This is a genomic window from Candidatus Uabimicrobium helgolandensis (assembly GCF_041508025.1).
GTDB classification, from domain to species: Bacteria; Planctomycetota; Uabimicrobiia; order Uabimicrobiales; family Uabimicrobiaceae; genus Uabimicrobium; species Uabimicrobium helgolandensis.
In genome coordinates, this window is the sequence record NZ_CP165719.1 from 560,983 (window position 1) to 577,286 (window position 16,304).

Here is a 16,304-nt window from a genome sequence, read left to right on the forward strand (position 1 = left end):
GAAATATTTTCTATCCGTCAGAGAGGTATTCTAAGGCTTCTTGCACTTTTGCTTTTAGCTCTTCGTCTTGGGAAGCTGATAAAATTGAAATTTCTGAAACATAATTGCTGCTGTTTCCAGCGGTATTGGAAATAAGTGCATCAAGCGCTTCTAGACGTATTCCTGTACTATATTGTGAGTCTATAGCAATACGAACAAAAAACTCGCTTTGAGAATCAATATTCATGCCACTTAAAGCGTTAATAATTTTTTGTTTGATGCTCTCACTATTTACTTCGTAAAACTTAGCAATCATAGATTGTTGTACATCATAATTCTCAGGCGCAATTTTTGCTAAGGAGTAAGCCGCTGCTTCCAAAACGCTTTTGTCTTGTTCTCGTCTAAATGTGTCGAGAATAGATCCTTGTGCACGGGCATCGCCTGTCTTTTCTAAAGCATTGAGTGCTGCCTTACGGTTTTCGGCTTGTTGTGAAGCAATAAGAACACTTTCTAACCATTCTCTTGCCTCCGAGGAGCTAATACTTCCCATTGCCCATATACAGAGTTTTTTTACCTTTTTATCTTGGTGTTGATTGTATAACTCTTTGATGTAATCAACATCTTCTTTGTCTAAAATACCTCTTTGTGACATACTGCGAAGTGCTTTACTAACTTTTGAAGGATTTCCTTCATTACCATACAGATAATCTCGTAAACGAGGTGTTTTTTGGGCCGTATTGTTTTTCGTCGGATTCTTCTTTACTACAGGATTTTGTTTTTGCGGCGGATTATTCTTTACTATTTTTTCTTTCGGCTCGTCTATTTTAGTTTGCTCAAAATCTTCATCTGTAAAATCGTCGTCTATTGATCTTGTTTTATTAGGGATTTTTTTGTTGTTTTTTTTGTTTTGAGAAACATCGTTTTGTTTTTCATCAGTTGTTGCTTTTAAGTATGGTTGTACAAAAAGATATACAAGGCCACTAGTAAACAAAACAAGTAGTAGTGGAACAGTAAGTTTTGCTAATAACGAACTTTCTTTTTCTTTGTAGCCTTCTACATATTCTAAGGCGGTGGGTATTGCACTATGTAATTTTGGCTGACTGATTGAAATAGTACGACGTAGTTGAGGATTATTACGCGTTCCTGGGTTTTGTTCTGCTTTTTGTAATTGTTGTGGTTGCGTTTGCGGTTGCGGTTGTTCTATTTCTTCCATTTCAAGTAGCGGATCGTAGTCACTTCCTGTATCGCGACTAAACTTGTCGTATAATTGTTCGATGTCCGTGTTTTCATCAATGTCGTCAAATGATTGCAAAAAAGAATCAACTTCGGTGCTAATATCCATAATATCTGGTTCTAAAGGAGTGAATTCTCCTGAATCGCCAATTTCATCTAAATGAGTAGGCATTTGGTCGCCACTTTTAAAATCAACATAGTATTCTTCAAAATTTTCCTCTTCAAATTCATTTTTGATTTTTTCTTTTTCTTGGGCGCGTTTTATGGCGAATTCTTTGTTGCCAGAGCTTTGGTCTGTTTCAATCTCTGTTAAAATCTCATCGTATATGTCGACCTCTGCTTTTTTAGCTTTTGCTTCTTGTGGACGATCTATACGCTTTGCAATTTGTTCAAAAACATTTGTTCTTTTTCCAACAATTTCTCGTTGGGTTGGCAAACCCTTTTCTTTTGCATCAATGTTTGCCATTACATAACCATATATAGTCTCAGAGTATTGTTGGTAATTTACTACTGGTTTACGAGATGCCAATTTTGCTTGTTTTGGGGCTGATGTTTGCTCTTGTGTTTGTGCTTTTTTTCGCGCGCGTTTTTGTAGGCTCATTGTAATTGTTTTGCTAAATTTTTGTAGTATTGCTGTTGCTTTTTTGTTTCCCGAAATTTGTTGCTTATCTTCTTCTGATATAGGAATTGCTGGCAAGGATAGCGTTTGTCGCAACCTATGCTTTAAAGAGTCTGTCGTATTGCCTTGTGCTGCCTCCATTTCAATAAGACTATCTCCTGTTAAAGGAACAGCAGAAATCATTTCGTCGTGATTTTCATTTTTTTCAGGTGTAAGTGTTTCAGAGGCACGATGAGTTTCGTTAAATTGTTCCTTTTGCGACATATTTTCAATGATATGTTGTGGGGTGTCAATATCGAGATGCGTATATATACTGCTAATTGCTACAGCTAACTCTTGCTCTTTTAAATCGAAATCAGGTATATATTTTCCACGTTTACGGAAGAATAAAAATGTGGAATGATCGACCAATCCATCGGGTATTATAACTGGTTTTGCTAAGTCAATTCGTAGTGACTGCATAACCGTTTCGTATTTTAATTTGACTTGTTCTAATGAATTACAATTTACCGCTTTTGACGATATATTAGGCGATGATGTTAGATAGAACTTTTCATCGCCACAAAGAACATAATTTCCCAAACCTTTTAGGATATCGTACACTTGTAGTTCGTTAAGCAAATACATATGCAACATAACTTCAGGAAGTTGTAATTGCTTGTTTTGCTGAAAAGCACGGTGCTGTACTTTTAGTGCATCTTTCACTTGTTGTGATGTTATTTTGTAGTACTTAATTGCTAAATCTTCAAACATTTTTTGTTGTAGCAACCACAGTAATTCGCGAAGATTTTTGTTGTATCCCAAGAATACTTGTTTTACTAATTCGAGATTTTTTTGTTTTTCTGTTTGTGCTTGCTCTTGACTTAAGGAATTAATATGTGTTTCATTGGCCATAACAGGTGTTGCTATCCAGTGCTTAAAAGTAGCAATGACATTGTGAAATTCATTATCTAGTTCGTCTACTTTCATCAATGAATGTGTTTCCGTGTTGAGAAAAACAAATAGATCATGACTTTCTTTTGTTTTTTCGGGTACTTGTCTTGGCCACGAATAGTCTATACGTAAGAAACGCAGTAGCTGTTCGCGTGAAACCTCATTTGCTTTTTTGGGTTGAAGGTTTTTTCCGTGGCGTATACGTTCTTCTTCTGTAGAAAACAAAGCTTTATAGCACTGGTTAGTGTGTGGTTCGTATAGAATTTCTTCGCCAAGAATGCCACATAATGTATAAATTTTTTCTTCATCTAAAAGATACATTTGTAGCAGTATTTCGCCTATGTGGATTTGTTTCCCTGCACTAAAAGCACGTTTTTGTGTTTTGATCGCTTGCTCAAGTTGATTTTCGTTTAAATATTGAAGTTGCAAGCACATCTTGTAGAAAAGTTTTTGTTTAAGCAGCCATATATACTCATGGCAATAATGGGCATACCCAAAAAATAACTGCGCTAAATTATTTTTTTCGTTAGATGTTTCATCAAAAAAATTATTTTTCATAACTTTGTTTTCCAACAATGTACATCCCAGATTCCTAAAATAGAGAAATAGTCGTATATTTCCTTAACTTTAACAAACAGCAGGAGAACTTAGGTCTAGAAAAACTAGAACTAAGGATCTCCTACTAAATTAATTACATGTTGCGTCGATATTGTCCGCCAACATCGTATAGCGCATTTGATATTTGTCCTAGAGAACAGCATTTTGCTGCTTCCATTAGTGAAGCAAATATGTTTTCTTGATTGAGCGCTGTTGCTTGCATTTCTTGTAAGGATTGTTTACCTTTTTCGGCCGAACGTTTTTTTGTTGCAGCTACGTTTTTTATCTGTTTTTCTTTTTCTTCGCTTGTTGAACGAATTACTTCTTGCGGAATAATTGTTGGCGATCCTTGCGAATCTAAAAACATATTTACTCCTACAATTGGATATTCGCCTGTGTGTTTTAAGTGTTCGTAATGCATCGACTCTTCTTGAATTTTGCTACGCTGATACATTTTTTCCATAGCGCCTAGAACCCCGCCGCGCTCTGAAATTCGTCTAAATTCTGTAATCACTGCTTCTTCAACTAAATCCGTAAGCTCTTCGATGATAAAGGCTCCTTGTAAAGGATTTTCGTTTTTAGCTAGTCCTAATTCTCTATTTATAATAAGTTGTATTGCCATTGCGCGGCGTACTGACTCTTCTGTTGGAGTTGTTATTGCCTCATCGTAAGCATTTGTGTGAAGCGAGTTGCAGTTATCATAAATAGCATATAGCGCTTGTAAGGTTGTTCGTATATCGTTAAAGCCTATTTCTTGGGCATGAAGTGAGCGTCCAGAAGTTTGAATGTGGTACTTGAGCATTTGTGATCTCTTATTACCATTATACTTCATTTTGATAGTTTTTGCCCAGATTCTTCTTGCTACTCTACCAATTACCGAATACTCCGGATCAATTCCATTGCTAAAAAAGAAAGAAAAGTTTGGAGCAAAGTCATTGATGTTCATGCCACGACTTAGGTAATATTCAACAAAAGTAAATCCGTTGGAGAGAGTAAAAGCTAATTGAGTAATAGGATTAGCTCCTGCTTCTGCTATATGATAGCCTGAAATTGACACCGAATAAAAATTGCGGACTTTGTTGTTGATAAAATATTCTTGAACATCGCCCATGAGTCTCAATGCAAATTCAGTAGAGAAAATACAGGTGTTTTGTGCCTGATCTTCTTTTAAGATATCAGCTTGCACGGTTCCGCGAACACTGTTAAGCGCTTGTGCTTTTAGTTGTTGGTAAATGTCAGAAGGAAGTACCTCATCACCTGTTACTCCTAATAACATTAAGCCAAGTCCGTCGTTGCCTTCCGGTAAATCACCACTGTATTGTGGAATAGACATATTTTTTTGCTCGTAGATTGAGGCAATTTTTTGTTGTACTTCTTCTTGTAGACCATTTTCAAGTATATACTTCTCACACATTTGATCAATAGCAGCGTTGAGGAAAAAAGATAACAATATAGGAGCAGGACCATTAATGGTCATTGATACCGATGTTTTTGGAGAGCAAAGGTCAAAGCCAGAGTATAGTTTTTTTGCATCGTTAAGTGTTGCGATACTCACGCCTGAGTTTCCAATTTTACCGTAAATATCAGGGCGATGAGCTGGGTCTTCGCCGTAAAGAGTAACAGAATCGAAAGCAGTACTCAAGCGTGCAGCAGGCATTCCTTTACTCAGATAATGAAAACGTCTATTTGTTCTCTCTGGCCCACCTTCTCCAGCGAACATTCGTGTCGGATCTTCGCCTTTGCGTTTGAACGGAAAAACACCTGCCGTAAATGGAAACTCACCAGGGAAATTTTCTTGTGCTGTCCAAGTAACAATATCACGCCAGTCTTGAAAACGCGGAACAGCGATTTTGGGAATAGGTAAATTGCTTAGCGAAGTTGTGTAATTCTCGACTTTAATTTCTTTGTTGCGCACTGTGTAAGAGAAGTACTGTTCTCGATATTTTTGTTTTTTCGTTTCCCAATGCTCAATGGCGCTTTTGACTTCTGGAGATAGTAGTAGCTCTTTTTTATTGATTTCTTCATCTAGAGCAGTGCTATTTTCGCCAAGTATTTTTTTAGCGCCACTTAGCTTATAAAGATCACATGCTATTTCTGCTTGTTTTTGAGTATTTGAGTTATAACGATCAACTTCATCGCATATTTCAGCAAGATAGCGATTTCTTTCAGGAGGAATAATATAGACTTTTTTACTTGTTTCTGATTCTGAAGTATATTTTGATTGCCAGCGAACGCCAGTTCTTTCAATGAGAAGTTCAATAATTGATCGATATAATTGATTCATCCCTGGATCATTAAACTGCGATGCAATTGTACCAAAAACAGGCATATTATCAGGAGACTCTGTAAATAAATTATGAGCACGTTGGTATTGCTTTTTTACGTCGCGAAGAGCATCAAGAGCACCGCGCTTATCAAATTTGTTGAGCGCAACTACATTGGCATAGTCAATCATGTCTATTTTTTCTAGTTGTGTTGCTGCTCCATACTCTGGAGTCATCACATATAGAGATGCATCGACAAATTCTGTTATTGCAGAATCACTTTGGCCAATTCCTGCCGTTTCTAAAATAATAAGATCAAATTTTGCGGCTTTATAAAGATCAATAACAGGCCCGACGTTTTCATTAAGAGCTAAGTGAGCTTGACGTGTTGCCATAGAACGCATAAAAACGCGTGGAGTGTCAATGGCGTTCATGCGAATACGGTCACCTAACAATGCACCGCCTGTTTTTCTTTTTGAAGGATCAACACAAATAATGGCGATATTTTTATCGCTAAAATCGTTTAAAAAACGTCGCACAAATTCGTCAACAACAGAAGATTTTCCTGCTCCTCCTGTCCCAGTGACTCCCAATATTGGTACTTTACTTTGGCGAACACTTTCTTCTATTTCTTCGAATATTTTCTCGGTAGTATCGTTTTTGTTTTCTATCGCGCTGATGATATTACCAAGTGCTAGAGAGTTTCTTTTATAAAGTTCGTTTGTTTCGCCTTGAAGTAAACGTCCTGTTGGAAAATCACATTTCTCTAGTACATCGTTAATCATTCCTTGCAAACCCATGGCCCGGCCATCATCGGGAGAATAGATACGACAAACGCCGTGCTTGTGTAGTTCTTCTATTTCGCTAGGAAGTATTGTGCCACCACCACCAGCAAATATTTTAATGTGCCCGGCTTTGTTTTGTTTAAGTAAATCATACATGTACTTTAAATATTCAACGTGCCCACCCTGGTAACTTGTAATCGCTATTCCTTGGACACCTTCTTGTATGGCGCAGTTGACAATTTCCCCTACACTGCGATTATGGCCCAAATGAATAATCTCAGCACCAGAAGCTTGCAACATTCTGCGCATAATATTAATACTAACATCATGGCCGTCGAACAAAGATGCTGCTGTCACCATGCGAATTTTGTTTTGAGGTTGGTATATCTTAGGCTTTTCAGGTATAACATTATTATGTGTTTTTTCGACCTGTGTTTGCATAATATACAGCCTTTCTATCAGAATAGTTGTAAGTTATGAATGGAAAAGAAATTTGGGTAGGCTATCGGCCATACTTTATCATTTTTAGTAAAAATTTTCTATTAAAAAGTGCTCGGGAGTAACATTTTGCCAAAAATAAACGAAATGATCTTTCCTATATTTGAAATATTTAGTTTTTTGTTTTTAAGCGTACTTCAAATCAGCATCTTGTTGCTTATTATGAAACGCAAAAACCGTCAGCACAATGAGACAATTTTCGGTTTTTTTACATTTACGGCTTTTGTGTGGAATTTTAGCGTGTTTATTTCGCATATATCTTTGTATTTGTATACACAAGCAAATGTAGTCGAACAGATTTTTAATATAACTGCGATTGTCGGCTTTACGATGTTGCACCCTCTTGCTGTACATACCTTGATTAATTTTATTGAAACGCGTTATTTGAAACTAAAGCCTTATATCCGTTATACAGCGTTTGTTAGTTTGTATATACCAACAATATACTTCTTTGTTTACCCTCTTGTGGGTAAGATGACTATGCTGGAAAATAGTCCGCGAGAAAATTTGCTAGCGCAGTTTTCTGTATGGTCTTCTGTTTTGCTAGTTATTTCGTGGCTAATTGTTGTTAAGCTTTGCCGCTCTTTAGAGAATGAAGAAGAAAAGAATTTTCTTAGTATCTTTGACTGGCTTGTTACTTCAGTTTTGGTTATTTACCTCACTACCTTTATTTTAAACGTTCGCTCCGTACCGCACGTTGGCGACTATTTGAATTTGCTTAGTAATATTCTTGTGTCATTGCTTCCTTCCTTGTTTTGTTACTACCTCTATCGCTATAGTTACATCGAATATGTTTTCAAACGCGGTTTGATTTATACTCTTTTAGGATTTTCAATCATTGTTTTCTATCTTTCGGCAATTTCTCCTTTTGGTAAAGCAATGGAAAAGCATCTGAGTATTAATTTTCGTATTCTTCAAGGTATACTTATTATGGTAATGGTATTCTTTTTTGATACTTTGAAGAAAAAGCTACTAGAATTGTTTAATCGCATTTTTTTTCGCGAAAATCTTTATTTTCAAACCATTATCAGTAACCTATCAAAGACAATTAATCAAGTTCATATGGATATCGATGATTTACTCGATTATACCGCATTTAGCATTAGTCGTGCTTTGAAAATACGTGCTGTTTCTATTGTTATTTTCCGCGAGCAGATAGATAAAAGTTTAACAATTACTGGAAGTACTCTTGATATTATGGCTGAAGATATTACCGAAATTATTAACTATCTCAAAGTGCATAAACCGCGTGTTCTCAGCCGTTATCATCTTCGCGAAGAAGACGTTGAAATTTTCCGTCAGATGAAAAATATCAAGGCTTTTAATATTATACCAATTTACCAAGAGAGCGAACTTGTCGGACTATTAAATATTGGTAAGCGCCCTGTACGCAACCACTTAATACCAGAAGAAGAAGAAATGTTCTTAATGCTCGTTAACCAAATTATTACGACTATCGAAAATACGAAACTTGCAAGGGAGAAGTTTGCTCTTGGACGTAAGATGTATGAATCAGAAAAGCTTTCGTCGTTAGGAAGATTGTCAGCAAGTATCGCTCACGAAGTAAAGAATCCGTTGTCATCTATAAAAGCCATTACCCAAGTAATGAAAGAGGATTTACCTAGCGATGACTCTAACCAAGAAGGATTAGGTATTATCATTCAAGAAATTGATCGTTTATCTCGCGTAGTGAATCAACTTTTACACTTTGCGCGACCTAGATCTTATAACGAAGAATGGGTAGATATTGGCGAAGTAATATCTAATGTTACGATGTTGATAAAACATAATGCGAGGCGGAATAATGTTGAGATAGTAACAAATATAAAACCAATAAAATTATATTGCGATCAAGATGCTCTGATGGAAATCTTTCTTAATTTAACTACTAATGCTATCCAGTGTATGCCTGATGGAGGCAAAGTTGAAATTTCAAGTTATGAAAAGAAAAGTAAACGCCATTTACTAAGTTACTGCGTTGTTGATGTAAGCGACAATGGTCCAGGAATCTCTGGAGAAGATCGTGATAAAGTATTTGAACCGTTTTACACGACAAAACAAACTGGTACTGGTCTAGGACTTGCTATTGTGAAAAGGCGTTTGGAGAGAATAAAAGGAGACATTCGTTTTGCAGACAACAATCCGGGAACCAAGTTTTCGGTGAGAATACCATTGATTTCGCCGGAAGAAAGAGATCAAATAGAGATTGATGCTGATGAAAAGAATAATTGATACTTGGTTAATAGAGCTGAATAAAAATCACATGGAATGAACTGTCAGCTAGTAAAATGAATAAATAGATGATTGTCTAACCAAGACTCAAATTCACTCGGAAAGCAAATTCTTAAGTCTGACACTTTTTAAAGTGCATGCTCTACTTTCCGAAATATATATTACAATTTGGTAGAAGACAACGTATATAATTTTGTTGTCTCTTAGAAATCGGATTTCCTTCAAGATCTAGTTCTCTCAATTTTGAAAGTCGACCAATTTCTTTTGGAAGTTTACTTATTTTATTCCATCTTAAGTACAGCGAAGTTAAATTTTCAATTTTACTAATAGATTTTGGAATAGTTTTTATTCTATTTCCACATAGATTTATATGATCAAGAGAAACTAAGTTTGTTATTACATTTGGAAAATGAAAAATCTCATTCCTAAGTAAGACTAGTTGATAGAGATTTTTCATTTTCGCAATTGAAGAAGATAAACATGTAATTTTATTTTCATATAGATGTAGAACATTAATAAAATTTAGTTCAAATACATATTCTGGAATTTTTTCCAATAATTGTGCGCTTAAATCCATAACTACTTTTGAAAATTTACAATTTACAAAAGAACATCTTTCTAAACTTGAAAAATGTATTTCTTTTTTAAAATTACAATTAATGAAATATGAATTTTCTAAATAGTATTTTACCTCTTTATCTGCTAGATGGAAATTACAGTTATCATAAGACATATTACTCTTAACTTCGCTCAATATTTTATTTTGTATAGTATACAAAACTATATCCCACGGCTTTTTTTACTTGAAGAATAATGTTGAGAGTTTTCTTTTATAAATTTGCTTAATCTTTCTAGATTTACCATTAACCGCAACTGTTTTGGCAGCGCATCTCAAATCTGCGAAATAATAATTATTGGGCCTGAGTTATTGGCACTTTGCACACAACAAGAACGTGATCTCCTTCGATTGAAAGATCAAAAGTTGCATTTGTTTCGTAACGAATGCGAGAAAAACCAAGGCGACTGATATTAGGGTTTTGGGCTACACGCGCTAGGTTTTTTAAGTATGCTTCTTGTGGTGGTAGAGAATTGACATCGTCTAATTCTTGTCGCAAAATTTTGCTATTCTTTTCCTCGCTGTAGTTGCTAACGCTAATATTAACATTGTTATCGTTGGGAGCAATTTCCATTTTGAAACTAACATCTTCTTTATAGCTGTATTTAACGGCATTTTCTAAGAGCTCACTTGCTACAATCATAATTTTATCTGATATATCATTTGGAAGTTGACTATTGACACAAAAATTCTTAACAAAATCCCTTATATTTTGGACATAAGCCCAACGGGGAGAATAACTAATCTTCACATAACTACTTAAAATTTCGGACATAGTATTTTCCTTACTTAACAATTACAACGTCGGGAGCCATTAATGATAATACGTTGATGCTTGATCGCTGCCATGTGTGCTCTTGGTTTGTAACTAGAATAACTTTGTACTGTTCATCTTTATTAGAGGCTTTTATTTTCAAAATCCAATTAACAATACTTTTTATTCCATTTGAGTTTAAAAACTCTAGCTGTTTGAGATGACATTCTGCTTGTTTAATGTTCTCTTCGATAGCTTTTTTGTGTATTTGTGCAAAGTAAGGATCTAAACTTTTATCTGGATTTTGAGTGTCAATTTTTCCTACAAATGCTAAAACAGCACTATCTTCTTTGAATTGACATTGTAATTGAAAACGTTCTTCATTGAGTTCCATCATTATTTTAATACCTCGTAGTTAAAGATTTCGGCATACATTTAGAACGCGTTAGCGCGTCCTATTTAAAACCTAATTTTGTTTTTATTTTTACAAGTAAAATTGTTTGATTTATATACGAAACAAGTTGTTCTATATCTATTGGCTTTGTAATATAAGACTGACAGCCTATTTTAAAAGCTCTTTTTCTAAAATCTTTATCAACAAAAGCGCTACAAGCAGCAATAGGGAAATTTAAATTGCGTTTTTTAAATTGGACTATTGTTTCAAAACCATCCATCTCTGGCATTCCGAGATCCATTAGCACTAATTTGGGTTTTATAGTTTGTGCTATTTCAATTGCTTTTTGTCCAGAATCTGCAACATGAGTAATAAAAATAGAATTTTCTAAGGTCTGTTCTATTAAAGTTAGATTGTTTTTATTATCGTCAACAACGAGTACATTTTGTTTTTTTTGTGAGCAAAAAACAGAAAGCCAAGTGTTCACTAAGTTTTGCTGAGTACTGGGCCATGATAGCGATCGTACATTTTTTGGCAATTCTCTGGTTTGATGTCCTGTGCACACAATAAGAGTTGCATGTGGATAGTTTTTATAAATATCCGAGAACGATGTCAAAAAAAATGCTACTACTGGTTGTTCTACCTTATCTATTTCAACTATCGATTTCTCCGAAAAAAAGCGTATTTCAAAAGAAAAATAAGAAAGCCAGGTACTGATAGAATCGTATAATTCTTCTGAAACAACAATGATTGGTGGTTTATTTTTCCAGGGAGAAAGCACAAAGCTATTACTTTTACGTATATGAGATGAAGATTTACGATTTTGGTTGTTAGAAGCGTACTTTAAGGGAATATCCAAAGAAAATACTGTTCCGCATTGTTCCCCAGAACGTACTTGGATTGAAATTCCCATTAAATCGCAAATTCTTTTGCTAATAGTTAGTCCTAAGCCTGTACCACCAAATTGCTTTTTGGTAGAATCATCTGCTTGATGAAATGATTCGTAAATTAACTGTATTTTTTCTTCTGGTATTCCACAACCTGTATCTTCTACCTCGACAACAATGGAATCTGCAGCTTCTTCATATTTAGCACGAACGGTTACGCTTCCATTTGCCGTGAATTTTGTTGCATTACTCATTAGGTTTTTAATAACTTGTTTCACTAACATAAAGTCAGTTTCCACTTTTGGCATATTTTCCTGAAGAGAATGCTTGATTTTTACATCTTTTTCTACTATTAAGCCCTCTGCTTGTGCACAACACTCTAAAAGCAGAGTTTGCAAAGAGAATGTTTCAGCATAAACACTCATTTTTCCAGCTTCTATTTTAGAAAGATCGAGAATATTGTTTATGAGGGACAGTAGATCCTTAGCTGATTGTTGAGCGCGCCGTAATAATTCGTAAGGCTTTGATTGCTGTTCGAGAAATTTTTTCAATACAAGAGATACATATCCAATAACAGAATTGAGTGGAGTTCGTAGCTCATGACTCATATTTGCTAAGAATTGACTTTTAGCTTTGTATGCATCTTCTGCTATTTCTTTTGAACGTTGTAATTCTTTACGTATTTGCTCTCCTTCTATGATTTTTTGTTGTAATTCTTGGTTCGTTGTTTCTAGCTCTTGGGTTCTTTGTTGTACTCTTCTTTCCAATTCGTGATTAACCTCTATAAGCTGATCTGCTTGACGCCAACGGTCAATTGCTAAAGCCATATGAATTGTAAAAGTGACGGCCATTTCTAAATCGGCGATTTCGAAATGATCAGTCTTTCTGGCGGCAAAAATGATTGCACCAATCGTTTTCCCACTTACTTGTAGAGGTAAAGACAATATGGAATTTAAACCACTTGACCCCGAAGCGATGATTTCGGTTTCATTTGGTTGCCAGTTACCAGATAAATACATTTGTTGATTTTTGATTACCCAACCACAAAGACCTACCTCAAGTGATATATTCTTTTCATAGGAGACAGAGTCTTTATCTATATTAAATAGTAATTGTAAATCGTAATTTTTGTAGTTTTCACTAATAAGCCCTAACCAGCAACAATCAAATTTAAAAACTTGGTAGATCTTGCTAACAGCTTCAGAAAGCAGTGTTTTTAAATCTTTAGCACGAGATACAGCGAGAATGATTTCTGACAACCGTGCATAACGTGTTGCTTCTTCTTGAATGGACGGTTCCTCCATAATTAAGTAACCTTTTTCTTTAACGATTGTAATATTTTGTCTATTGTTTCAACGCATATACGAATTTCATCATTATTTGTATATTTTCCAAAACTAAAGCGCAAACTTTTTTGCGCTTGCGTTGTTGGAATCGCCATAGCAAGAAGTACTGGCGAAGGCTCTTGTGCATGAGCATTACAAGCTGAACCGCGAGACACTATTATTCCTTTTTCATTGAGCATTATCATTAGTGTGTCGCCATCAATATCCGCAAAATAAATGTTGAGTGTTGAGGGAAAAGATAGATTGAGATTATGATTTAATGATGAGTTTATATTTTTTTGCGACAGTAATTTTAGAAATTCTTTACGAATAGTATGTAGGTGACAATTATTCTTGTCTATTTCGCGCTGTGCGATTTGACATGCTTCTCCCATCCCTATAATACCAACAACGTTTTCTGTACCACCACGTAAATTATATTCTTGTTTTCCACCACACAATAAAGGGGAACTATCATTGGGATTTTTAATATACAAAGCGCCTATTCCCTTTGGCCCATATATTTTGTGAGCAGAAACAGAAAGGAAATCAATAGGTATTTTCTTCGTAGATATTGGAACTTTTCCTAACGCTTGGACAGCGTCAATATGAAGCTTTGCAGATGATTTGTTTACAATATCTGCAATTTTTTCTATAGGTTGAATCGTTCCTACTTCATTATTGATGTACGAGAGCGTTACTAACAAGCAGTCGTCATTTACTAATTTCTCTAATACTTCAAGAGAAACAATTCCATCAATTATTGGTAGATATTCAATATCAAAGCCCCAATTTTTCAAAAAATCACATGTTTTTAATGTTGCACTATGCTCGGTTTTTGCGGTGATAATTTTATGGCGTTTATTTTCTTGGTTGAAAAAGCGCTTTCGATTCGTAGCACTTAAAAGTGCATGATTTATGCTTTCCGTTCCTCCGGAGGTAAAAATTAACTGTTGTGGATCGCAATCAAGTATGGCAGCAACTTGTTGTCGTGCTTTTTTTATACAATTTTGAACTTGCTGCCCCATCGAATGTGCACTAGATGGATTACCATATAAATCTTGAAGAAATGGCATCATTTTTTGTACAACTCTCGGATCTACGGGGGTTGTTGCGTTGTAATCTAGGTATATATGAGCGTTTTCACTGCTTTGTTGTGCAATTTCTAAATCGCAATCGAATTGTTGCTCCAATTCTTGCCAATTCTCATTTTTATATGATACACTGAATTGATAACCGTCTACTATCCCTTGAATTAAAAACTGATGCGGTATGTTTACTTTGTAAGTTTTTAATAAAGGAAGTATTACAATTTCGCCGTATTTTTCAAAACGCGTAATCGCTTGTGTAGACATTGGGATTGTAGAATAATATTTTACAACGCGACGTTTCATGCAATCTACTTGTACAACTTTGCGAAACACTTTATTCTCCGTAAATTTTGTTGTATCGTGAAGGTGTTTTTGGGTTTAAACTTGATTTAGTCGAAATTAAGGTTGTTGAAAGAGTTATGTTTGTGTGCAAATTCTTACATGAAATTGGGTAGTCTCAAAACTTTGGTTGTTAATCAATGCTATGTTTCGTTTTGATTGAAGGTTTCTTTGCAAATCTTTCTTTGTAACCCTGTGGTTTGTTTTGGTTATCTTTGACGAGCAACTTTTTTTCTTTACGTTTTACGAATTACCATAAGAGACATATCATCTTGAGGATCAGAAGTATACTCGTTAACATCTTTTATAATTATATTTCGTAGATCTTTTACTGCTAATTGCGAATTTTTTTCGATCAAAGCAATTAGCCGATCAAAATCATAGATATTTCCTTGTTCATTCTGAACTTCGATAATACCATCGGTGATTAAGATAAGAATGTCATTCTCGTTAAGCTGAAAACTTTTTTCGCATGTTGTCTTACCAAGGTCAGGAATAATGCCAAGCCACACACCTTCTGTCTGCATCAGTTCGCATTTTTTTTGTTGATAGCGGTAGATAATTAGATCTAAGTGTGCTCCGACATAATGAAAATTACCGTCTTTGTTGCTAACCAGAAGTGAGAGTGTCATGTAGTGACTTTTTTTCATTCTTTCGCGAATGTTAGTATAAAGAACACGATTGAGTTTACTATACATTTCCTTGGGAGATATATCTGGAGAAAGAATAGTTGTTGTCATAATCGCGACTTGCGCCATCATCATAATTAATCCCGAAGTAAGTCCGTGTCCACTAACATCACCAATCGTAAACCAGTAACGGTCATTTTTAGAAAAAATAAAATCATAGTAGTCTCCTCCTACTTCGTCAGAAGGAATCATTTGCGCACTAATGTCAAAGTGTTCCTTTGCGTCAGCTAATACACTCTCTGGTGGTAGAAGAGTCATTTGAATTCTTTTCGCTATCTCTACTTCTTTTTGCATTGCTTCTATGCGAAATTTTTCTGCTTCTCTTTCTTTTGTTATATCATGTAGCAAAAATGCAACGCCAATAAACTCGTCTTGTGCAGTGAATATGGGAGAGTATGTAATTTGTAGTACGACGTTATTATTTTCGATTTTACAGCGACACGACGCATCAGGGGTTGTTGAAAAACTCTCAATGTCATTGTAAATCCTTGGATATGAATCAGGTGGAAAACATATCTTGATACTTTGGCCAACAATTGCCTCGCGAGACATCACAACACCATGCGCTGTCCGCAAATCTAAGAGCTCCATTGCTTTTTTATTGATCATGGTGATTTCTTGTTCTAAACTACATATGATTACACCATCACCGAGGTAGGTTAAAATAGTCTCTAGTTTAGTTTTTTGCTGATGCATGTGATCTAGGAGTTCAGCCTTTTCGGTTACATCCTCTAAAGTGCAAACTCGATAATCTTTTTCTTGGTAAATATTAAACCAAATTTTGATTTCTTTTGGCTCACCATCTTTAGGTACTATTTGTATTTCATGAGTAAAACTGACACTTCCAGAACAGTTTTTTTTATTGTGAAATAAGAATAAACGCTTCTTGTCTTGTTTGTAAAATAATGACTCTATGCTTTTTTCTCTTACTTCTTCTAAGCTATAACCAGTGATACTACTAAATCGATTGTTAATATGAATGATTTTCCCTTTTGCATCAGTTATAAACTGAGCAAGGCTATGGTACTTAAATACTAAGTCATAGCGAATTTGTTCCATAAAAGACATA

At 35.1% G+C, this 16,304-nt stretch carries 9 protein-coding genes; 1 reads left to right on the top strand and 8 read right to left on the bottom strand.

All coding sequences use genetic code 11. The annotated features are described in order from the left end of the window. Nucleotides 1–10 precede the first annotated feature (10 nt). The gene (locus UABHE_RS02010; RefSeq protein ID WP_372368511.1) at nucleotides 11–3,322 is read right to left on the bottom strand and encodes a HEAT repeat domain-containing protein; all 3,312 of its coding nucleotides are present in this window, start codon (nucleotides 3,320–3,322) and stop codon (nucleotides 11–13) included. 133 nt (nucleotides 3,323–3,455) lie between these two features. Beyond that, the gene (locus UABHE_RS02015) at nucleotides 3,456–6,851 is read right to left on the bottom strand and encodes a methylmalonyl-CoA mutase family protein (protein WP_372368512.1); all 3,396 of its coding nucleotides are present in this window, start codon (nucleotides 6,849–6,851) and stop codon (nucleotides 3,456–3,458) included. 126 nt (nucleotides 6,852–6,977) lie between these two features. Between UABHE_RS02015 and UABHE_RS02020 the strand changes: the two genes are divergently transcribed. Beyond that, the gene (locus tag UABHE_RS02020) at nucleotides 6,978–9,140 is read left to right on the top strand and encodes an ATP-binding protein (RefSeq protein ID WP_372368513.1); all 2,163 of its coding nucleotides are present in this window, start codon (nucleotides 6,978–6,980) and stop codon (nucleotides 9,138–9,140) included. Nucleotides 9,141–9,282: 142 nt separating this feature from the next. On the opposite strand, the gene UABHE_RS02025 is transcribed toward UABHE_RS02020, so the two are convergent. The 6 genes from UABHE_RS02025 to UABHE_RS02050 all read right to left on the bottom strand — a co-directional run bounded on the left by UABHE_RS02025 (nucleotide 9,283) and on the right by UABHE_RS02050 (nucleotide 16,303). Continuing rightward, nucleotides 9,283–9,918, bottom strand: coding sequence for a leucine-rich repeat domain-containing protein (locus tag UABHE_RS02025; protein WP_372368515.1), 636 nt, complete (start codon nucleotides 9,916–9,918; stop codon nucleotides 9,283–9,285). A 133-nt stretch (nucleotides 9,919–10,051) separates the two neighbouring features. Next, on the bottom strand, nucleotides 10,052–10,531 hold the full coding sequence (locus UABHE_RS02030) for an ATP-binding protein (protein WP_372368516.1): 480 nt from the start codon (nucleotides 10,529–10,531) through the stop codon (nucleotides 10,052–10,054). A 10-nt stretch (nucleotides 10,532–10,541) separates the two neighbouring features. Continuing rightward, complete coding sequence (locus UABHE_RS02035; protein WP_372368517.1) at nucleotides 10,542–10,907, bottom strand: hypothetical protein; 366 nt, start codon at nucleotides 10,905–10,907, stop codon at nucleotides 10,542–10,544. A 58-nt stretch (nucleotides 10,908–10,965) separates the two neighbouring features. Continuing rightward, nucleotides 10,966–13,095 (bottom strand): ATP-binding protein, encoded by a 2,130-nt coding sequence (locus UABHE_RS02040; RefSeq protein WP_372368519.1) that lies wholly within the window; start codon nucleotides 13,093–13,095, stop codon nucleotides 10,966–10,968. Nucleotides 13,096–13,097: 2 nt separating this feature from the next. Then, nucleotides 13,098–14,540, bottom strand: a complete 1,443-nt coding sequence (locus tag UABHE_RS02045; protein WP_372368520.1) for a cysteine desulfurase family protein — start codon at nucleotides 14,538–14,540, stop codon at nucleotides 13,098–13,100. Between the two features lie 242 nt (nucleotides 14,541–14,782). Then, on the bottom strand, nucleotides 14,783–16,303 hold the full coding sequence (locus tag UABHE_RS02050; protein ID WP_372368521.1) for a SpoIIE family protein phosphatase: 1,521 nt from the start codon (nucleotides 16,301–16,303) through the stop codon (nucleotides 14,783–14,785). Between the last annotated feature and the right edge of the window lies 1 nt (nucleotide 16,304).